At 72.9% G+C, this 18,827-nt stretch carries 19 protein-coding genes; 12 read left to right on the top strand and 7 right to left on the bottom strand.

The window, feature by feature from the left end; all coding sequences use genetic code 11:
• The 7 genes from EXE51_RS17955 to trxA form a co-directional block, all read left to right on the top strand.
• Window positions 1-184 (top strand): adenosylcobinamide-GDP ribazoletransferase (locus tag EXE51_RS17955; RefSeq protein ID WP_241990620.1); only part of this gene is annotated, 184 nt, incomplete at its 5' end.
• On the top strand, window positions 184-933 hold the full coding sequence (locus tag EXE51_RS10195) for an NTP transferase domain-containing protein (RefSeq protein ID WP_137692654.1): 750 nt from the start codon (window positions 184-186) through the stop codon (window positions 931-933). The genes EXE51_RS17955 and EXE51_RS10195, both read left to right, overlap by 1 nt.
• A complete protein-coding gene (locus tag EXE51_RS10190; protein WP_137692632.1) occupies window positions 930-2,009 on the top strand; it encodes an aminotransferase class I/II-fold pyridoxal phosphate-dependent enzyme in 1,080 nt (359 codons plus the stop codon). Before EXE51_RS10195 ends, EXE51_RS10190 begins: the two co-directional genes overlap by 4 nt.
• Entirely contained in the window at window positions 2,002-2,766 is a 765-nt protein-coding gene (locus EXE51_RS10185; RefSeq protein WP_137692631.1) for an adenosylcobinamide amidohydrolase, read from the top strand. Before EXE51_RS10190 ends, EXE51_RS10185 begins: the two co-directional genes overlap by 8 nt.
• Entirely contained in the window at window positions 2,763-3,515 is a 753-nt protein-coding gene (locus EXE51_RS10180) for a cob(I)yrinic acid a,c-diamide adenosyltransferase (RefSeq protein WP_094520120.1), read from the top strand. The genes EXE51_RS10185 and EXE51_RS10180 overlap by 4 nt, the downstream gene beginning before the upstream one ends.
• A 19-nt stretch (window positions 3,516-3,534) precedes the next feature.
• The gene (locus EXE51_RS10175; RefSeq protein ID WP_137692630.1) at window positions 3,535-5,160 is read left to right on the top strand and encodes a cobyric acid synthase; all 1,626 of its coding nucleotides are present in this window, start codon (window positions 3,535-3,537) and stop codon (window positions 5,158-5,160) included.
• Between the two features lie 57 nt (window positions 5,161-5,217).
• On the top strand, window positions 5,218-5,703 hold the full coding sequence (trxA, locus tag EXE51_RS10170) for a thioredoxin (protein WP_049931408.1): 486 nt from the start codon (window positions 5,218-5,220) through the stop codon (window positions 5,701-5,703).
• 21 nt (window positions 5,704-5,724) lie between these two features.
• Here the strand turns inward: trxA and EXE51_RS10165 are convergent, their stop codons facing one another.
• A complete protein-coding gene (locus EXE51_RS10165) occupies window positions 5,725-6,420 on the bottom strand; it encodes a helix-turn-helix domain-containing protein (protein ID WP_086216790.1) in 696 nt (231 codons plus the stop codon).
• Between the two features lie 187 nt (window positions 6,421-6,607).
• On the opposite strand from EXE51_RS10165, the gene EXE51_RS10160 reads away from it, so the two are divergent.
• From EXE51_RS10160 to EXE51_RS10150, 3 genes are all read left to right on the top strand, one after another.
• Window positions 6,608-7,534, top strand: a complete 927-nt coding sequence (locus EXE51_RS10160; protein WP_137692653.1) for a hypothetical protein — start codon at window positions 6,608-6,610, stop codon at window positions 7,532-7,534.
• 188 nt (window positions 7,535-7,722) lie between these two features.
• Window positions 7,723-9,816 (top strand): formate dehydrogenase subunit alpha, encoded by a 2,094-nt coding sequence (gene fdhF, locus EXE51_RS10155; RefSeq protein WP_137692629.1) that lies wholly within the window; start codon window positions 7,723-7,725, stop codon window positions 9,814-9,816.
• A 114-nt stretch (window positions 9,817-9,930) separates the two neighbouring features.
• Window positions 9,931-11,625, top strand: a complete 1,695-nt coding sequence (locus EXE51_RS10150; RefSeq protein ID WP_241988218.1) for a globin-coupled sensor protein — start codon at window positions 9,931-9,933, stop codon at window positions 11,623-11,625.
• Window positions 11,626-11,683: 58 nt separating this feature from the next.
• On the opposite strand, the gene EXE51_RS17535 is transcribed toward EXE51_RS10150, so the two are convergent.
• Together EXE51_RS17535 and EXE51_RS10145 are read right to left on the bottom strand one after the other, a co-directional pair.
• The gene (locus EXE51_RS17535) at window positions 11,684-11,854 is read right to left on the bottom strand and encodes a hypothetical protein (protein ID WP_155120035.1); all 171 of its coding nucleotides are present in this window, start codon (window positions 11,852-11,854) and stop codon (window positions 11,684-11,686) included.
• Window positions 11,855-11,937: 83 nt separating this feature from the next.
• Window positions 11,938-12,243, bottom strand: a complete 306-nt coding sequence (locus EXE51_RS10145) for a MazG-like family protein (RefSeq protein WP_049931405.1) — start codon at window positions 12,241-12,243, stop codon at window positions 11,938-11,940.
• A 126-nt stretch (window positions 12,244-12,369) separates the two neighbouring features.
• Between EXE51_RS10145 and npdG the strand changes: the two genes are divergently transcribed.
• Both npdG and EXE51_RS10135 read left to right on the top strand, forming a co-directional pair.
• Window positions 12,370-13,038 (top strand): NADPH-dependent F420 reductase, encoded by a 669-nt coding sequence (gene npdG / locus EXE51_RS10140; protein ID WP_049931404.1) that lies wholly within the window; start codon window positions 12,370-12,372, stop codon window positions 13,036-13,038.
• A 212-nt stretch (window positions 13,039-13,250) separates the two neighbouring features.
• The gene (locus tag EXE51_RS10135; RefSeq protein WP_049931403.1) at window positions 13,251-14,093 is read left to right on the top strand and encodes a polyprenyl synthetase family protein; all 843 of its coding nucleotides are present in this window, start codon (window positions 13,251-13,253) and stop codon (window positions 14,091-14,093) included.
• A 36-nt stretch (window positions 14,094-14,129) separates the two neighbouring features.
• Here the strand turns inward: EXE51_RS10135 and EXE51_RS10130 are convergent, their stop codons facing one another.
• The 4 genes from EXE51_RS10130 to EXE51_RS10115 form a co-directional block, all read right to left on the bottom strand.
• Window positions 14,130-15,281 (bottom strand): multicopper oxidase domain-containing protein, encoded by a 1,152-nt coding sequence (locus EXE51_RS10130; protein ID WP_137692628.1) that lies wholly within the window; start codon window positions 15,279-15,281, stop codon window positions 14,130-14,132.
• Window positions 15,282-15,402: 121 nt separating this feature from the next.
• On the bottom strand, window positions 15,403-16,455 hold the full coding sequence (locus EXE51_RS10125; RefSeq protein WP_049931402.1) for an ABC transporter ATP-binding protein: 1,053 nt from the start codon (window positions 16,453-16,455) through the stop codon (window positions 15,403-15,405).
• A complete protein-coding gene (locus EXE51_RS10120; protein ID WP_241990619.1) occupies window positions 16,452-17,810 on the bottom strand; it encodes an ABC transporter ATP-binding protein in 1,359 nt (452 codons plus the stop codon). Before EXE51_RS10120 ends, EXE51_RS10125 begins: the two co-directional genes overlap by 4 nt.
• On the bottom strand, window positions 17,807-18,826 hold the full coding sequence (locus EXE51_RS10115) for an ABC transporter permease (protein WP_049931401.1): 1,020 nt from the start codon (window positions 18,824-18,826) through the stop codon (window positions 17,807-17,809). The genes EXE51_RS10120 and EXE51_RS10115 overlap by 4 nt, the downstream gene beginning before the upstream one ends.
• Window position 18,827: the final 1 nt, after the last annotated feature.

Below are 18,827 nucleotides of genomic sequence, written 5' to 3'. Positions count from 1 at the left end.
CCTCGTGCCCACGACCGGGGTCGCCGCGGCCGCGATCACCGCCGCGGTCGTCGTCGCCGCGCTCGCGTTCGCGTGGGCGCGCTCGCGGCTCGGCGGGGTCAGCGGCGACGTGCTCGGCGCGACGAACGAGCTCGCCCGCGTCGTCGGGCTACACGCGGGGGTGATCGCGTGGACGCTCTCGTGATGTGCGGCGGCCGCGGCACGCGACTCGACCGCGAGGGCGAGAAGCCGCTCGCGCCGGTGGCCGGGCGGTCGATGGTCGACCGGACGCTCGACACCCTCGCCGCGAGCCGGGTCGAGACCGCGTACGCGGCCGTCTCGCCACACACGCCGCGGACCCGCGAGCGACTGGGCGAGCGGGCGAGCGGGGGCGGACGGGTCGCCGACGGCGCCGAACGGGGGGCGGGATCGGTCGAGGTGACCGTCGTCGACACGCCGGGCGACGGGTACGTCGCGGATCTTCAGGCGGCGCTGGCCGAGGGTCCGGAACCGCCGGTCCTCACGGTCGCGGTCGACCTCCCGCTGCTTGACGGGCCGGCGGTCGACACCGTCCTCGACGCGCACGCCGCGGCCGGGAGCGACTCCCTGTCGGTCCGCGTCCCCGCCGCGCGCAAGCGCGGGCTGGGCGCGAGCGCCGACGCCGCGACCCGGTACGACGACGGCGACGGCGACGAAGCGGCTGGCGAAGCCGTGGACCCGCCCGACGAGCGCGTCCCGGCCGGCGTCAACGTCGTCGGCGCACTCGACGGCGGAGGCGACGAGGCCGTCCGCGCGACGCGCGACGCGCGCCTCGCGCTCAACGTCAACCGCCCCGGAGACCGTCGGCTCGCCAAGCGGATCCTCGCCGGCGACCGGGATGCCCCTACCCTCCCGAGCGGCGGAGTCGACTGGCTCGGCAAACCGGAGCCCGCCGAGGGGGGTGACCGGCCGTGAACCGCGAGCGGGCGGCGGCGCTCGGACGCGAACCCCACGGGAGTACCGACGACCCGGACCTGCTGGACTTCAGCGCGAACACGAACCCGGCGGTCCCGGCAGGCGTCGAGCGCGTCTACCGCGCGGCCTTCGAGACGGCGCGGACGTACCCGCCGGAGCCCCCGGAAGTGTTCCGGGCGGCCGCGGCCGACTACGTCGGCTGCGAGCCCGAAAATGTGGTCCCGACGCCCGGCGGGCTGGCCGCGATCCGGACGGCGATCGCGCTCGCGGTCGACCCGGGCGACTCGGCCCTGCTCCCCGCGCCGAGTTTCGGCGAGTACGCCCGCGAGGTCCGACTTCGGGGCGGCGATCCCTCGTTCGTCGACGCCGAGCGCGTCCTCGACGCCGACCCGCGCGGCCACGCCCTGGCGGTCGTCTGTACGCCGAACAACCCGACCGGGGGCGGCTACGACCGCGAGGCGCTGCTCGCGTTCGCGGAGCGTTGCCGCGCGGCCGACACCGTGCTGCTCGTCGACGAGGCGTTCCTCGGGTTCACCGAGCGCGAGTCGCTCGCGGGCACCGACGGCGTCGTCGTCGCGCGGGCGCTCACCAAGCTGTTCGGGCTTCCCGGGATCCGGGCCGGATTCGCGGTCGCGACGGGCGACCTCGGCGCGGCGATGCGGGGCGCGCGCCGGGCGTGGAACGTGAGCGCCCCGGCGCTCGCGACCGGGGAGTACTGCCTCCGGCAGACGGAGTTCGTCCGCGAGACCCGCGACCGCGTCCGCCGCGAGCGCGGGCGGCTGCGGACCGGCCTCGGCGAGCGGTACGACGTGGCGCCCTCCGCGGCCCCGTTCCTGCTCGTCGACGTCGGCGACCGCGACGTGGACCGCGTCGTCGCGCGCGCCCGGGAGCGGGGCGTCGCCGTCCGCGACGCGCGGACGTTCCGGGGCCTCGACTCGCACGTCAGGGTCGCGGTCCGCCGCCCGGCGGAGAACGACCGACTCCTCGCGGCGCTCGGCGTCGACGGCGAGGAAGACGACGACGAAGCGGACGCCGAGACGGGAGACGGCGACGGAGGTGGGGACGCCGATGTTTGAGGCGACCGTCAGCGAGGGCGTCCTCCGGCTCCGGCGGCCGGGGACGCGCTGGCTCTCGACCGGGTGGGACGGCGGGCGGTCGCGGGCGGCGACCGCGTACAACGTCACCGTCCCGAAGGGGTTCGCCCGGACCGACCTCGGGACCTACCGCGACGAGCGGCTGGCGCGAGCGGGGTTCGCCGCCGAAGCGGACGGGCGGAGCGCCGAGGGGAGCGACGGCGACCGCGACGCGCCGCCGACGCTGTTCACGGGCGTCTCGATGGAGCACGCCCGCGGCGCGCGGCTCGGGCCGGTCGTCGCGTACGCGACGGTCGGCCTCTCGAACCCCGCGATGCTGCCGATGGAGCCGACGGACGAGGGCGAGCCGGTCGATTCGGGCGCCGACGCCGCCGGCTCGCCGGTCGACCCCCCCGGAACGGTGAACCTGATCGTCGGAGCGACGCGGCGGCTCGCCCCCGGGGCCGCGGCGAACCTCGTCGCGGTCGCGGCCGAGGCGAAGACCGCGACGCTGCTCGCGGCGGCGGGGGTTCCGGGGACGACGAGCGACGCCGTCGTCGTCGCCGACGATCCGGAGGGCGAGCCGGCGGAGTTCTCCGGGAGCGCCACGGCGGTCGGCGGGGCGGCCCGCGCCTGCGTCCGGGACGCGGTCCGCGCGAGCCTGCGGTCGCGGTACCCGGACGGCGACGTGCCCGGACCGGCGGTCGACGCCGAACACGGCGTCGTCACCGGCGACCGGGCGGAGGTTTTCGACCCATGACCACGAACCACGACGACACCGACGACGAGGAACCGACCGACGCGCACGAGGAAACACCGACCGACGCCGGCGAGGGAGCCGCAGGCGACCGCGCCCGCACCCCGGGCGGCGGCGCGGCCCCGGAGCCGGAGCCGATCGAGCCGGCCGCCCCCGAGGAGTTCGGACTGGTCCAGGCGTTCTGGGGCGACGGCAAGGGGAAGACCACCGCGGCGATGGGGATGGGCTTCCGGGCCGCGGGCCACGGCTACCGCGTCCACATGCTCCAGTTCATGAAGGGCGGCGCGGACAGCGTCGAGGGCGTCAGGGGCGAATACAACGCGATCGCGGCCGTTCCGGGCTTCACCTACGAGAACGCCGGTCACTACGGCTGGCACGGCCTGCTCGACGGGTCGGCCGACGACGAGCACGAGGCGAAGGCGGCGGCCGCCTTCGACCGCGCGGAGGCGCTCGTCATGGGCGCTGCGGAGGCAGACCTGACCGAGCCGCTCGCACTCGACGGGGCGCCCGAGGCGGGTGTCCACCTGCTGATACTCGACGAGCTGCTGTACGCGGCCGACCGCGGGCTCGTCGCCCCCGACGAGGTCGTCCGCCTCGCCGAGTCGAAGCCCGAGGACCTCGAACTCGTCCTCACCGGAAGCCACGCCGAACCGGACTATCTTGACGGCGTCGCCGATCTGATCTCGAACGTCCGCAAGGTCGCCCACCCGTTCGACGACGGTCAGCGGGCGCGCAGGGGGACGGAGTACTGACGATGAGGGCCGCGCGACCGTGACCGACGCCGGCGCGGACGAGGGCGGCGGGGCCGAGGCGGACCCGGAGAGTGACGCCGACACGGTGCTGATCGCGGGTACCGCGAGCCACGTCGGCAAGAGCACGCTGGCGGCCGGGCTCTGCCGACTGCTCGCGCGGCGCGGCGTCTCGGTCGCACCGTACAAGGCCCAGAACATGAGCAACAACGCGCGGGTCGCGCTCGCCCCGGACGGCGAGTGGGGCGAGGTCGGCGTCTCCCAACACGTCCAGGCCCGGGCGGCCGAGACCGTGCCGACGACCGACGTGAACCCCGTCCTGCTCAAGCCGCGCGGCGGCGGCGAGAGCCAGGTGATCGTCGACGGCGAGGCGGTCGCGAACGCTCCGGCGTCGGCGTACTACGACGACCACTGGGCGACCGCCCGCGACGCCGCGGTCGCCGCCCACGAGCGCCTCGCGGCCGACCACGACGTGATCGTCGCCGAAGGCGCGGGGAGCATCGCCGAGATCAACCTCCACGACCGCGACCTCGCGAACGTCGAGTGCGCGCGGTTCGCGGACGCGGCGATCCTGATCGCGGTCGACATCGAGCGCGGCGGCGCGTTCGCGAGCCTCTACGGGACCCTCGAACTGCTCCCCGACGACCTCCGCGAACGCGTGTGCGGCGCCGTGATCACGAAGTTCCGCGGCGACCCGGCCCTCCTCGAACCCGGGATCGACGAGATCGAGGCCCGAACCGGCGTGCCCGTCGTCGGCGTCGTCCCGCACGACGACCCGGGGCTCCCGGCGGAGGACAGCCTCTCGCTGCCCGACGCGGCGACCGCCGAGGACGGAAGCGGTGGCGGCGGGACCGGTAGCGGCGGCGTCCTCGGCACCGACGACGGCGTTCCGGACGACGAGGCCGTCCGGGTCGGGGTCCCGCGGCTGCCGCGCATCTCGAACTTCACCGACCTGGAGCCGCTCGCGCGCGAGCCGGGAGTCCGCGTCGCCTACCTCCCGCTCGACGCCGCGCTCGACGGGGTCGACGCGGTGGTCCTCCCGGGGTCGAAGAACACCGTCGACGACCTGCTCGCACTCCGCGAGGCCGGCTTCGACGGCGCGCTGCGCGCGTTCGACGCCCCCGTGGTCGGCGTCTGCGGCGGGTACCAGCTGCTCGGCGAACGGCTCCTCGACGCGGCCGTCGAGGGCGTCGGCGACCGCGAAGCGGTTCCGGGGGTCGGCCTCCTGCCAGTCGAGACGCGGTTCTCGACGGAGAAGCGCGTCGAGCGCGTCACCCGGGCGGTCGACGGCGTCGGCCCGATCGCCGGCGCCGAGGGGCGCGCGACGGGCTACGAGATCCGCGCCGGGCGGACGCGGGTCCTCGACGACGGGGAGCGGGAGGCCGCGCCGACGCTGCTCGCGACCGAGCCGCTCGGTGCCGAGGGCGTCGCCACCGACCGCGTCCTCGGGACGTACCTCCACGGACTCTTCGAGACGGCGGCCGTGCGCGACGCCTTCGTCGAGACGGTCTTCGCGAGCGCGGGCCGGACGCGCCCGGACGCGACGACCGCCGACCGGTCGCCGTACGAGCGCGCGGCCGACCTCGTTGCGGACCACGTGGACCTGGCCGCCGCCGGGCTCGACGAGCTCCTCGGGTCCGCGGAGTGAGGCGACGGGAGATCCGAAGGCGGAAAGTATATTGTCCTAAACACCCAATACTGGCGCATGAGCGACGCAGCCGAAGCGAACGAATCGACGGGAGACGACGCGAAGACCGAGCGCGAGCGGATTCGCGAGCAGAAGCGCCGAGAGCTGGAAGCGCGCCTCGGCGACGGCGACGCGCTCGACGAGGGCGCCGGAACCGAGACGGGCGACGGCGGGGCGGCGACCCCGGACGAGCCGATCCACGTGAACGGACCGGACGAACTCCAGCGCACGGTCGACGAGCACGACGTCGTCCTCGTGGACTGTTACGCCGACTGGTGTGGCCCCTGTCAGATGATGGAGCCGACGATCGAGGCGCTCGCGGCCGAAAGCGACGCCGCGATCGCCAAGGTCGATGTCGACGCGAACCAGGCGGTCGCCCAGCAGCTGGGCGCGCGCAGCATCCCGACGCTCGTCCTGTTTGCCGGCGGCGAGGCGGTCGACCGGTTCGTCGGCGCGCAGGACCGGGCGACGCTCGAATCCGCGATCAACGAACACGCCGCCTGACGCGGCGGCGGAGCAGAGCCGTCAGTTCTCCGCGAGCGTCTCCTCCAAGAGCTTCCGCTGTGCGGTCGCGAGGTGCTCGGCGAACGTCGAGGGAGAGATGTCGAGCGCGTCGGCGACCGCGCTCGCGTTGGCGTCGCGGGGGCGTTCGAAGTAGCCCATGCGGTAGGCGGTCCGCAACACCTCGCACTGGCGATCGGTGAGGCGGCCGCGGTCGACGAGGGTCCGGTCCGACACCTCGTCGCCGCGCGCCGACCCCTCGACGAGGTAGCGGACCTCGACGCGCTCCGCCGTCCCGTCGAGCGCCGAGACGATGTCGCGCAGGCGTTCGAGGTCGGGGAGGTGGAGCGTCAGGAGGAGGACGCCGTCCTCGGCGCGGGCGTCCGCGATCGGGCAGTCGAGCTCCTCGATTATCCGGCAGGCGCACGCCCCGTCGCGCGGGCGGTCGTACCGGTACACCCGCTCGTCGCCGAGGTCGACGACCGAGGTGGGCGTCGGGACCCCCTCCGCGCGGTCGACCGCGTCCGGGTCGCGGGCGCGGAACTCCTCGGTGTGCGTGTCACCCACGTGCGTCCAGTTGACGCCGGTTATCGGTCCGTCGTGGACGGTCGACGCGGCGACGACCGGACACCCCTCGGTCCCGTGGATCGCGACGCCGGCGCGAACGCCCCCGTGCGCGGCCGCGACACCGTCGTCCGCCGGCTTCCCTCCGGTTCCCATCAGATCGGGGTTAGCACGACGGGTACAAATGCCTGATCCACGATACACCGGTCCCGTGACCGGGTCTCGCAGAGAACACCCGCAATACTGAGGGCCGGTCGGTATCGGTCCGCGCCCCGGAGTCGCAGCCGTGACACGAGCGATCCACGCACTCGGAGCGATCGCCCTGGCCGGCGCCGGGGGCGGAATGAGCGTCGCGGCGGCCGCGGGGTTGGCCGGCGGCGCCGGAGGCGGACCGAACCTGCTGGCCGGCGCGGTCGTCCTCGCGGTCGGCGCGGTGAGCCTCGGCGCCACCGTCGCGAGGGAGACCCGGGACGCGCTGCGGACGGACGGCTTCGGCGTCACGCGGACCGACCTCGGCAACGCGACCGCCGTCGCCGCCGCGGCGCCGATCACGTACGCCCTCTCCGTGCGGGTGGGCGTCGGCGCGGTCGTCGCGTCCGCGCTCGTTGGGCTCTGCGCGCACCTCCTGACCGAGACGTACGGCGCCCCCGCCTACTGCGGTTCGTTCGTCGGGATGGCGACCCCCGCGGCCGACGCCGAACTCGGGTCGGTGGCCGCCGCCGGCCTCGTCGCCGCCGGCGTCTTCGTCGCCGCCAAGCGCGCGTTCAACGGGTTCGGCGGGAAGCTCGGCACGACGGCGTTCGTCGGCTGCCTGTCGGTGGCGGCGCTCGGCGGGCTGACTCCCGGCGCGGGGACGGTCCCGGAGCCGGCCGTCGCGACGGGGCTCGTCGCCGCGGCGGCCGTCGCCGCGCCCGTCACGTACCTCGTGAGCGTTCAGCTCGACCACGGCCCGGTCGTCGCCTCCGCCGTCGTCGGGCTCGCGGCCGGCCTCGTCTGTCCGCCGCTGTTCGCCGCGGGCGACGCGGTCGCTGCGGTCGCCTTCTGCGCGTCGTTCGCCGGGATGGCCACCCCGGAGCGGATCCCAGGGCCCGGCGCGATGCTGTTGGCCGGCGGGACAGCCGGCGTGGCGTTCGTCGGCGCGGCGCCGTACTTCGTCGGCTTCGGCGGGAAGCTCGGCACGATCGCGTTCGCTGCCTGCCTCGTGACCGCGGGCGCCCTGTCTCTCGGCCGCCTGCTCGCGCCGGCGGGGAGCGACACCGTGACCGGGTGACTCGCCGCCGCGTCGGGGGGCGCGAAGACGGCGGACGAACACCGTCGACCGGCGCGAGAAGCGGGCGGACATCGAGGCGAGGGGACGGATACCGAGACGGGAGGGCCGGCACCGAGACGAGAGGGTAATTAAAACACCACGCTACGCCGGGGGTGTTCGGAGGGTGCTGGGGCTCCTACGTGGGACCGATGCCCGATCCGACCGAACGGAGCTTCGAGTCGAGCCCCACCGTCTGTCCGTTCTGCGGCGTCGGCTGCCAGATCGAGTACGCCGACCGCGGCGGCGCGACCGGCGTCGAGGGGGCGGTGAACGCCAAGGGAGAGATCTGCCCGAAGGGGGCGGCCGCGTTCGACGTGGTCGACCACGAGGACCGCCTGACGGAGCCGCTGGTCCGACACGACGGGCACTTCGTCACCGCGCCGTGGGGGGAGGCGCTCGACCGCGTCGCGAGCGGAATCGGGCGCGTGGTCGACGAGCACGGCCCCGACGCCGTCCAGTTCTTCGCGTCGTCGAACTGTACGAACGAGGAGAACTACGTCCTCCAGAAGCTCGCGCGCGTCCTCGGGACCAACAACGTCGACAACTGCGCGCGGCTCTGTCACTCCTCGACCGTCGCGGCGATGAGCGAGCGGTTCGGGGCCGGCGCGATGACGAACACGCTCGACGACCTCCGGGAGACGGACTGCCTGTTCGTCAACGGGGCCAACCCGGCCGAGCAACACCCCGTGGCGTTCCGGTCGTACCTCCTCCCGGCGATCCGCGACGGCGCGACGCTGGTCCACGTCGACCCGCGCGCGAACGACACCACCGAGGCGGCGGACGTCCACCTGCCGCTGCGCCCCGGCACCGACATCGAGGTGGCGAACGCGGTCGCGGCGGTCCTCGTCGAAGAGGACCTCGTCGACGAGTCGTTCCTCGACGAGCGCACGACCGGGTTCGACCGCCTTCGCGGCCACCTCGCCGGCGTGGACGTCGCCGCGAACGCCGAGGCGGCCGGCGTCGACCCGGGGGCGATCCGGGAGGCCGCCCGGGCGTACGGCGAGGCCGACCGCGCCGCGATCGTGACGGGGATGGGGACGAGCCAGCACCGCTGCGGCACCGACAACGTCCACGCCCTGCTCAACCTCGCGCTGCTGACCGGCAACGTCGGCCGCCCCGGGACGGGCGTGAACCCGCTGCGGGGCCAAAACAACGTTCAGGGCACGAGTGACGTTGGAGGACTGCCAGGCGTGCTCCCCGGGTACGAGCCCGTGACGGACGCGGCCGCCCGCGAGCGCGTCGCCGAGGTGTGGGGGGTCGAGCCGCCGGCGGAGCCCGGCCTCACCGAGGTGGAGGCGACCCACCGGTTCGGCGACGAGGTGCGCGCGGCGGTCGTCTTCGGCGAGAACCCGGCCGTCACCGAGCCGAACGCGACGGCGGTCGCGTCGGCGTTCGACGACCTCGACTTCTGCGTCGTCATCGACCTGTTCGAGACGGCGACGGCCAAGCACGCGGACGTGGTCCTCCCCGGGAGCGCGTGGGCCGAGAAGGCCGGGACCGTGACGAACACCGACCGGCGCGTGATGCGGATGCGGCCGAACGCGGACCTGCCGGGGAACGCGCGACGGGACTTCGAGATCTTCACCGACCTCGGCCAACGGCTGACCGACCGGCCGGACGCGTTCGACCACGACGGCCCGGAAGCGGCCTTCGAGGAGCTGACCCGCGTCGCCCCGATCTACGAGGGGATGAGCTACGCGGAGATCGGCGGCGGCTACCAGCGGTGGCCGTTCTCGGCGAGCGACGGGGCCGGCACCGACGTGTTACACGCGGAGACGTTCGCGACGGGCGAGCGCACCGCCCCGCTCGCGGTCGTCGACCCGGTCCCGCCCGCGGACGAACTCGACGCCGGCGAGCTGACGCTGACGACCGGTCGCGTGATGCAGCACTTCAACAGCGGGGCGCTCAGCCGGCGCTCCGACCGACTCGTGGCGATGCGGGGCGAGGACGCGCTCCAGATCCACCCGGCGGACGCCGCCGATCGCGAGATCGAGGACGGCGACCGGGTGACCGTCTCGAACGAGCGCGGGAGCGTCGAGGTCGTCGCCGAGGTCACGCCGGCGGTCCGCGAGGGCGTCGTGTTCTGTACGTTCCACTACCCGGACCCGCTCGCGAACGCGCTGACGGGCGACGCGCTCGACCCGGCGGCGAAGATCCCCGAGTTCAAGCACTCGGCGGTCGCGGTCGAGCCGGTCGCCGACGGGGACGCGCCCGCGGAAGGCGACGCGGCCGGCGCCGACTGAACGGGCGCCGACGCGGGGTCGGCCGTCCGTCGCGGATAGGCGGCACGAATCGCCGGTATCAGCCGTGAGACCTGGGGGTGGCCGTTTATATAACCCAAGCGGAGAGGTCTCAGCATGGCTACATCGGGAGAGTACGGCCGGCACGACTTCGGTCAGGGCGGCTTGAACGACGGGCTCGACGTGGGTGAGCTGGTCGACGAGATCGGTCTCGACGGGGACGAGATCGCGTGGCGAAAGGAGTTCGTCGGCTTCGACGCAGAAGACGAGCGGCGACTGAGCCGGTACGAGGACGCGTTCGCGGAGAACGCGGAGCAGATCGCGGACGACTTCTACGAGAACCTCACCGAGCACGAGCAGACGACCGCGGTGATCGGCCGGTCCGACAAGGGGCTCGAACAGCTCAAGCGGACCCAGTCGGCGTACCTCGTGACGCTCGCGGGGGGCGAGTACGGGACGGAGTACTTCGAGGACCGGGCGCGGATCGGCAAGATCCACGACATGCTGGAAATGCCGATGAAACACTACATCGGGCAGTACGGCGTCTACTACGACCTGATCCTCCCGCTTATCGGCGACCGGCTCGTCGACTCGCTCACCGACCGGCTGGCCCCCGACGACGGCGGGACGGTCGACGACGAGACCGCGGCGGCGGTCGAGGCGGAGGTCGACGACGCGATCGAGGACCTGCTCTCCGTCCTCCGGATCGTCAACCTCGACATGCAGGTCGTCACGGACACGTACATCCACTCGTACAGCGAGAAGCTCTCGGCGGCCGTCGAGCGGAACGAGGAGCTGATGGCGGAGGTGGAGGCGGAGGTCGAAGACCCGATCAGCGACCTCCGCGAGTCGGCGGGCGACGTCGCCGAGAGCGCCGCCGAGGTGGGCGACGCGGCCGAGGAACAGTCGCGGCGGGTCGCCGAGGTCTCCTCCGAGGTCGCGAACCTCTCGGCGACCGTCGAGGAGGTGGCGTCGACGGCCGACGAGGTCGATCGGACGAGCAGCCGGGCAGAGGCCCTCGCGGAGGACGGCCGTGACGCGGCCGACGACGCCGCGTCGGCCATGGACGACATCGGCGACGCGGTCGACGAGGTGGCGGCCGACGTGGAGGCGCTTCAAGAGCGGGTCGAGGAGATCGACGAGTTCGTCGACGCGATCGACGGGATCGCCGACCAGACGAACCTGCTCGCGCTCAACGCCTCGATCGAGGCGGCCCGGGCCGGCGAGGCGGGTGCCGGGTTCGGCGTCGTCGCCGACGAGATCAAGTCGCTCGCGGAGGAGTCGCAGGGGCACGCGAGCGACATCGAGTCGATGGTCGACGGCATCCGCGCCGACACCGAGGAGACGGTCGAGAGCCTCTCGGAGACGACGGTGCGAGTCGACGAGGGGAGCGAGCGCGTCGGCGACGCGGCGGAGAGCCTCACCGACATCGCCGAGGCAGTCACCGAGACGGCCGACGGGATCGATGAGGTCTCCGACGTGACCGACGAGCAGGCCGCGGCCGCCGAGGAGATCGCCGCGACGATCGACGGGGTGGTCGAGCAGTCGAATCAGATCTCGGAGCGGATGGGAGAGCTCGCGGAGGAGAGCGAGTGCCAGTCCGCGGCGGTCGAGGAGGTCGAACGCAGCGTGCGCCGGCTGTCCGCCGACGGCGGCGACGACGGATTCCAAGCGGCGTCGGTGACGGACGGCGGCCGGTCGATCCCGGCGGGGCTGCCGGAAGGGATGCCGGAGTTCGTGATCGACCGCCTCTCCGACGAGGAGTTACAGGCGATCGCGGCCGGCGACCTAGAGATGGACGACCTCCGGTGAGCCGGTCGGCGTGACCGGCGCGTCGGAGGCGCAGGAGCCGCGGCCCGAGCGGTCGGACTCAGGGGACGAAGTACGCGTCCGGTCCTCGAACGCCGGAGAGCTCGCGGAGCGCGGGGGCGCCGCACCGGTCGCAGGCGTCCGGCTCCGCAGCGGCGTCGGCCCGGGCGAACACCGTCTCGCAGGCGTCGCAGGCGACGTAGCGGAGCGCGAGCGACGGGGTGTCGGTCATGGGCGGGGTAGGCGGCCGACGCACTTGAACCGACGCCCGGGGCGGGTCGGTCTCGCCCGGACCCGGCATCGCCGGTCGGGTCACTATTGCCCGGACCCGGCGTCGCCGGAGGACGCGATCCGCGCCTCGTACTTCGCCAGCGACTCGTCGAGCGCCTCGGCGGCGTCGGCGTCCGCCGCCTCGGCGAGCGCGAGCAGCGCGAACAGCGCGTCGCCGATCTCGTCGGTCGCGATCGCGGCGGCGTCCGGCTCGCTTCCGTAGTCGGTCGAGGTCGCCACCTCCTTGGCGATCTCGCCGACCTCGCTCTCGAGGTCGAGGACCCGGTGCGCGAGGTCGGTCTCTAACCCGTGCTCGGCGACGAAGGCGGCGACGCGGTCCTGCTCGTCCATACGCGTGGCCTCCCTCGCCTCGGTAAAGAATCCTCCCGCTTCGGTCGCCCCGAGACCGCGGGCTTCGGTGGTGGCGAGGACGGCCGGTCGCGCAACCCCTAAGACGCGAGCGACCCCAGTGTTCGTATGCGAATCGCGATACTCGGCGGCACCGGCGACATCGGCGAGGGGCTCGCGCTCCGGCTGGCGGCGGACACCCCGCACCGGATCGCGGTCGGGTCGCGGGAGGCCGAGAAGGCCGAGACCAAGGCCGAGGAGTACACGACCGAACTGGAGAGCCGCGGGCTCGACGCCGCGGTGACCGGCGGGGAGAACGCCGCTGTCGCCGCCGACGCCCGCGTCGTCGTCCTCGCGGTGCCGCCGTATCACGTCGGCGACACCGTGGAGGCGGTGGCGGGGTCGCTGGACGACGGCGACGTGCTCGTCTCGCCCGCCACGGGGATGAAACGCGACGACGAGGGGTTCCACTACCACAAGCCCGGCGCGGGCTCAGTGACCGCGATCGTCGCCGACGCGGCGCCGGAGGGCGTCGCCGTCGTCGGCGCGTTCCACAACCTCGCCGCCGCGCGGCTGGCGAACCTCGACGCCGACCTCGGCGTCGACACGCTCGTCATCGGCGACGACGAGGACGCGAAGCGAACGGTCGCGGACGTCGCCGAGGGGATCGAGGGGCTCCGCGCGCTCGACGCGGGCGGGATCGCCAACGCACCCGAGATCGAGGCGCTGACGCCGCTTCTGATCAACGTCGCCTCGAACAACGACGGGCTCAACGACCTAGGCGTTCGGTTCCAGTAGGACCGGAGGCGGACCGTCGCCGGGCGCTATGACGAACGGATGACCGCCCGCGGATCGGCGGCGAACGCCGCCGGAGTCCCGGCTCGGCGGTGAGGTTCCGAGGCCGCGAACCACGGGAGAGATCCCCGGGCGAGCGTCGGCGCAGTCGTCCGGATCTCCGCCGGCACGGCGTTCCGTTAGGCCTTTGCGCGCCGGGGCCCTCCGGTCGGTAGATGGAGTACTTGCAGCGTCGGGTCGGGCTGGTCGAAGACCGGATCGAGTCGGTCATCGACGACGTCGAGCCCGAGGAGCTGTCCGGTGAGGTGGGGCACGTCGTCCTCGCAGGCGGCAAGCGCGTCCGCCCCGCGGTGACCGTCCTCGCCTGCGAGGCGTTCGACGGCGACCCCGAGGAGGCGGTCGACTTCGCGGCCGGTATCGAGTTCGTCCACAACGCCTCGCTCGTGATCGACGACATCATCGACCGCTCCGAGGTCCGCCGCGGCACCCCCGCCGCGTGGGCGGAGTTCGGCTACGGCCCGGCGATCATCGCGAGTGACGGCCTGCTCGGCGAGGCGTTCGCGCTGTTCTCCGCCGAGCCGCGCGCGATGCGCACCGTCGCCGAGGCGATGGTCGAACTCGGCGAGGGCGAGGCGACCGAGCTCGCCGCGCGCCCGACCAACGAGGCCGAGTACATGGATCTGGCGCGCCGGAAGACGGGCGCGCTGTTCCGCGCCGCCGCCGAGTTGGGCGCGGTCGCGGGCGGCGCCGACCCCCACGCGATCGACTCGTTCGGCGAGTACGCGGAGCGCGTCGGCGTCGCATTCCAGATGCGCGACGACGTGTTGGACGCCACCGCCGACGCCGACGACCTCGGCAAACCGACCGGACAGGACGCTGAGATGGACCGCCCGAGCGTCCTCCAGGTCACGTCGCTGTCGCCCGAGGAGATCAACGAGCGTGCCCGCGCCGAGTCGGAGCGCGCGCTCGCCGCCCTCGACGACGCCGATCCGCCCGAGACCGAGGCGATCGAGTACCTGCGCGACCTCGCAGAGTTCGTCGTCGTCCGCGAACGGTGATCGGAAGAGAGCGTTCGTGCGGTCAGATCCCGGCGCTCAGATCTCGTACTCCGCTTTCTCCATGAGGTCCGCGAACACCTCGGTCCCCATCGCCTCCTCGTAGACGATGGCAGTGAGCATCCCGCCGGGGTAGACGCCGCCGTTCTGGACGTGGTCCACCTTGTGGCAGTGCATCGGGTAGATGCCGGGGTCCGCGTCCGCCGCGAACTCGACGGTGTACCGCTCCGCGGGCGCGACGTTCACCACGTCCTCAGGTAATTGCAGTACCTCGGGGTACGGCGCGCCGTCCTTCTCCACCGTGCGGAACCGGTGGTTGTGCGTGTGCATCGGGTGCGACATGAACCCCGCGTTGACCAGGTGGAGCCGCACCGTGTCGCCCTCGCTGACGACGACCGGCGAGCCGTGGTCGGGGTTGAGCGTGTACGGCGCGACGCGGCCGTTGATCGTGAACGCGTCGGGGCGACGGTCCTGAACGTCGTAGCTGACGTCCGCGCCGCCGTACGACCGTGAGAGCCGCGTGTCCCAGTCTTTCAGCGTCATGAACTGCTCGACGTCGGCTTCCTCGTACCCCTCGGGGTCGATCCGGAGGATCCCGTACATCCCCATGTCCATGTGCATCGGGGTGTTGAAGTGGCAGTGGTAGAGGTGGGTGCCGGGCACGTCCGCGCCGATCTGGTAGGTGTGCTCCTCGCCAGGCATCACGGTGATCCCCGTCGTGGACGGGACCCCGTCGTCCTTCCATGACTTCGAGACGCCGTGGAAGTGGAGCGTGTGCGGCATCTCCCCGCCGGTGTTGTCGAGGGTGATCGAGAGGTCGTCGCCCTCGGTCGCCCGGAGCACCGGGCCGGGGACGCTCGGCGTCCCGTCGTCGGCCTGGAACGCCCACGTCACCGGCATCTCGACCGGCCCGCCCAGCGATCTCCCGGGGTGGGCCGCGTGTCGGGCGTGGACCGAGCGCAGCGTCACCTCGCGGCCGCGCTCGTCGAGGTCGACGACCTCCGGCGACCCCGTCTCCGGGAGCGTCGGCCCGTTGTCGGTCGCCGGCGGGTCCGCGTCGTCGCCGGCGCTCGCGGTGGTGGTGACCTCGTTCAGACAGCCCGCCAGCCCGGCGACGCCCGAGAGCCCCGCGGCCTGAAGGATCGTTCGTCGCGCGAAGCCGCCGTCGGAGACGGAGTCGTTCTGCGACATGTCTCAAGCGAGGGGGTGGGGGGAGATAACCCGGACGCGGCTTCCCGGTTCGAGACACGACGAGCGAACCAGTTCGTCCGCGAGCACATAAATGCGGCAGCGACCGCGGCGACCGGATCGCTCAGTCGTCCGCCGGCTCCTCGGCGGCCGCGTTCTCGCCGATGGGCTCGCTGTCCCAGTAGGCGTGGTCGTCGTCCGTCCGGAAGCAGGTCGCCGTGCGCTCCTCGCCGAGGTCGTACCCCGGGGGGGTCGACTCCCGGCAGGCGGCCCGCGCCTCCGGACATCGGGTGTGGAACCGACACCCGCTCGGCGGGTTCCGCGGCGAGGGCACGTCGCCGCGGAGCGTGGTGAACTCCTCGTCTCGCGCGTCCGTGCTCGCTCGCGGGACGCTCGACAGGAGCGCCTTCGTGTACGGGTGGGCGGGGTCGTCGAAGATCTCCTCGACCGGCCCGATCTCGACGATCTCGCCGAGGTACATCACCGCGACGCGGTCGCAGACGTGGCGGACCACGCCGAGGTTGTGCGCGATGAAGAGGAACGTGAGCCCGAAGTCGTCCTGAAGGTCTTCGAGCAGGTTCAGGATCTGGGCCTGAACGCTCACGTCGAGGGCGGACACCGGCTCGTCGAGGACGACGAAGTCGGGGTCCAAAGCGAGCGCGCGGGCGATCCCGATCCGCTGTCGCTGCCCGCCGGAGAATTCGTGGGGGTACCGGTCCATCTGGTCGGCGGACAGCCCGACGCGTTCGAGCAGGTCGCGGGCCGTCTCGCGCCGCTCAGCCCGGTCGGCCACGTCGTGGATCCGCAACCCCTCAGTGACGATGTCGCCGGTGGTCATCCGCGGGTCGAGACTGGAGAACGGGTCCTGGAACACGATCTGGGCGCGCCGGCGGAACTCCGTCAGCTCCCGCGACCCCATGCCCCGCACGTCCTCGCCGTCGAAGGTGATCTCGCCGGCGGTGGGCTCGCGGAGCCGCAACACCGTCTCGCCGGTCGTCGACTTCCCGCAGCCGGACTCGCCGACGAGCCCGAGCGTCTCGCCCTCGCGCACGTCGAAGGAGACGCCGTCGACCGCCTTCACGCTCTCCGACTCCTGTCCGAGCAGGCGGTCGACGAGCGACGGGTCGTCCGCGTAGTACTTTTTCAGCCCGTCGACGGAGAGCAGCGAGTCGCTCACTCGCCGTCACCTCCGTCGGCCGCGACCCCGTCGTCGGGATCGGCGGCGTCGCCCCCGTCGAAGTAGCCGTCGGGGAGCGCGTCGGCCGGGTCGTACTCGCGGTCCGCGAGGACGCACTTGGCGCCGTGGTCGGCGGCGGCGTCGACCGTCGCCTCGGGCGGCTTGTCGAGGCACGCCTCCATCGCCTTCGGGCACCGGTCCGCGAAGTAACACCGGTCGCCCATCTCGGCGTCGATCAGGCTCGGGACGTTGCCCGCGATCGGTTCGAGCCGCGCCCGCGGGTCGTCCACGTCCGGGATGGAGCCGAGCAGCCCCCGCGTGTACGGGTGAACGGTGTCCTCGAAGACGGAGTCGAGCGTGCCGCGCTCGACGATCTCGCCGGCGTACATCACGCAGACGCGGTCGCACATCTCGGCGATGACACCGAGGTCGTGGGTGATGAGCACGATGCTCATCCCGCGGTCCGCTTGGATCTCTTTCAGCAGGTTCAGGATCTGCGCCTGGATCGTCACGTCGAGGGCGGTCGTCGGCTCGTCGGCGATCAGCACGTCCGGCTCGCCGGCGAGCGCCTGCGCGATCATCGCGCGCTGGAGCATCCCGCCCGAGAACTGGCCGGGGTACTCGTCGACGCGCTCCTCGGGGTCGGGGATCCCGACCTGCCCGAGCAGCTCGACGGCGCGTTCCATGCTCTCCTCGCTCGTGTAATCTCGACCGGGGACGAGCCCGTCGAGGAGGTACTTCCCGAGCCCGTACCCCTGCGTCCGCGAGCGCGTCGAGCGGGGGTTCGCCCGCGCCCGCCGCTGCACCTCGACCGCCTCGGCGATCTGTTCGCCGACGGTGATCGAGGGGTTGAAGCTGCTCATCGGGTCCTGGAAGATGACGCTAAACGAGGGGCCGCGCAGCGACCGCCGGACGCTGGGCGGCACGGTCCGGAGGTCGACGTGGTCGCCGTCGACCCCGACCCCCTCGGTCCCGCGGAACTCCTCGGCGAGGTCGGGGTCGCGGTACCACACCTCGCCGGCGGTGATCCGGCCCGGGGTCTCGACGAGGTCGACGAGCGACAGCGCCGTCACGGACTTGCCGGAGCCGGACTCGCCGACCACGCCGAGGATCTCGTCCTCGCGGAGGTCGAACGACGCCGACTCCACCGCGTTGATCTGCCCCTCTTCGGTGAAGAAGCGGGTCGAGAGGTCCCGGACCGACAGCACGTCGCCGGGCGCGGGCGCCCCGCTCGGCGTCGCCGCGCCGAGGCGTCCGGCGTCGGCGGTCGCGGCGGGGTCGCTCGCCCCGCCGTCGGTCGCCGCGGTCGGCTCGCTCCCCGCCGGGTCGTCGTCCGGCCGCTCGGCGTCGCTCATGCGGCACCCCCTTCGCCCTCGATACCGGGGTCCAAGGCGTCACGCAGCCAGTCGCCGAGCAGATTGATCCCGATCACCGACAGCATGATCGCGAGCCCGGGGATGGAGGCGATCCACCACTGGCCGGAGGAGACGTAGTCGCGCCCCTGCGCGATGTCGAAGCCCCACGACAGCGTGGTCCCGGAGAAGCCGAGGAACGACAGCGAGCTCTCCAAGAGGATGATCGCCGCCACCTGCACCGTCCCGAGGACGATGATCGGCGTGATCGCGTTCGGGAGAACGTGCCGGAGGATGATCGTGTTGTCGCCGGCGCCGAGCGCGCGCGACGCCTTCACGTACTCCTGCCCGCGCAGGGAGAGCGCCTCCCCGCGGGCGACGCGGGCGAACCACACCCAGTTGACGAGGCCGACGACGATCACCACCGTTATCGGCAATACGAAGCTGCTCGGCATCTCCGGCGCGAGGCCAGCGACGACGAACGGGTCGGGGACGTTCACCGCCGCGCGGCCCCACAGCCCGATCAGCGCGACCGCCAACACGAGCGAGGGGAACGCGAGGCTGATGTCCGCGATCCGCATCAGCGCGTCGTCGACCCGTCCGCGGTGGTAGCCAGCGAGCAGGCCGACCGGCACCCCGATCGACGCCGCCAAGAGCGTCCCGAGGACGCCGACGACGAGCGAGGTCCGGGCGCCGTACACCACTCGCGAGAACATGTCGCGACCGAGCCCGTCGGTGCCGAACACGTGGGCCGGGTCCGCGGTGATCTCGACCTCCTCGGTGACGGTCTGGATCTCGCCGTCGACCATCTGCGAGGAGGTCCGCTCCTCCGTCTGCGAGAAGCCGATCGGCGGCAGCTCGCTCTGGTTGAGCTGTTGGTCGTTCGGGTTGTGGGGCGCGATGAACGGGGCGAACACGGCGGCCAACACGATGATCACCACCAGCGCCAGCCCGAGCTTCGCGAGCCCGCTCTGTCTGAACTCCTTCTTGAGATTGCGAATGACACGTGAAGAGACCATG

Origin of the sequence: Halorubrum sp. CGM5_25_10-8B, from assembly GCF_005435095.1 — an archaeon.
In the GTDB taxonomy this organism is placed as follows: Archaea; Halobacteriota; Halobacteria; order Halobacteriales; family Haloferacaceae; genus Halorubrum; species Halorubrum ezzemoulense.
This window is presented reverse-complemented; position numbering and strand designations above follow the sequence as displayed.

Bases quoted from the DNA above. Each gene is read 5' to 3' on its own strand.
- EXE51_RS10165 (WP_086216790.1), bottom strand. From the start codon at position 6,420: ATGGGAACCGGAGGGAAGCCGGCGGACGACGGTGTCGCGGCCGCGCAC.
- fdhF (WP_137692629.1), top strand. From the start codon at position 7,723: ATGCCCGATCCGACCGAACGGAGCTTCGAGTCGAGCCCCACCGTCTGT.
- EXE51_RS17535 (WP_155120035.1), bottom strand. From the start codon at position 11,854: ATGACCGACACCCCGTCGCTCGCGCTCCGCTACGTCGCCTGCGACGCC.
- EXE51_RS10145 (WP_049931405.1), bottom strand. From the start codon at position 12,243: ATGGACGAGCAGGACCGCGTCGCCGCCTTCGTCGCCGAGCACGGGTTA.
- EXE51_RS10160 (WP_137692653.1), top strand. From the start codon at position 6,608: ATGAGCGTCGCGGCGGCCGCGGGGTTGGCCGGCGGCGCCGGAGGCGGA.
- EXE51_RS10120 (WP_241990619.1), bottom strand. From the start codon at position 17,810: ATGAGCGACGCCGAGCGGCCGGACGACGACCCGGCGGGGAGCGAGCCG.
- EXE51_RS10185 (WP_137692631.1), top strand. From the start codon at position 2,002: ATGTTTGAGGCGACCGTCAGCGAGGGCGTCCTCCGGCTCCGGCGGCCG.
- EXE51_RS10180 (WP_094520120.1), top strand. From the start codon at position 2,763: ATGACCACGAACCACGACGACACCGACGACGAGGAACCGACCGACGCG.
- EXE51_RS10130 (WP_137692628.1), bottom strand. From the start codon at position 15,281: ATGTCGCAGAACGACTCCGTCTCCGACGGCGGCTTCGCGCGACGAACG.
- EXE51_RS10115 (WP_049931401.1), bottom strand. From the start codon at position 18,826: ATGGTCTCTTCACGTGTCATTCGCAATCTCAAGAAGGAGTTCAGACAG.
- npdG (WP_049931404.1), top strand. From the start codon at position 12,370: ATGCGAATCGCGATACTCGGCGGCACCGGCGACATCGGCGAGGGGCTC.
- EXE51_RS10150 (WP_241988218.1), top strand. From the start codon at position 9,931: ATGGCTACATCGGGAGAGTACGGCCGGCACGACTTCGGTCAGGGCGGC.
- trxA (WP_049931408.1), top strand. From the start codon at position 5,218: ATGAGCGACGCAGCCGAAGCGAACGAATCGACGGGAGACGACGCGAAG.
- EXE51_RS10135 (WP_049931403.1), top strand. From the start codon at position 13,251: ATGGAGTACTTGCAGCGTCGGGTCGGGCTGGTCGAAGACCGGATCGAG.
- EXE51_RS10195 (WP_137692654.1), top strand. From the start codon at position 184: ATGTGCGGCGGCCGCGGCACGCGACTCGACCGCGAGGGCGAGAAGCCG.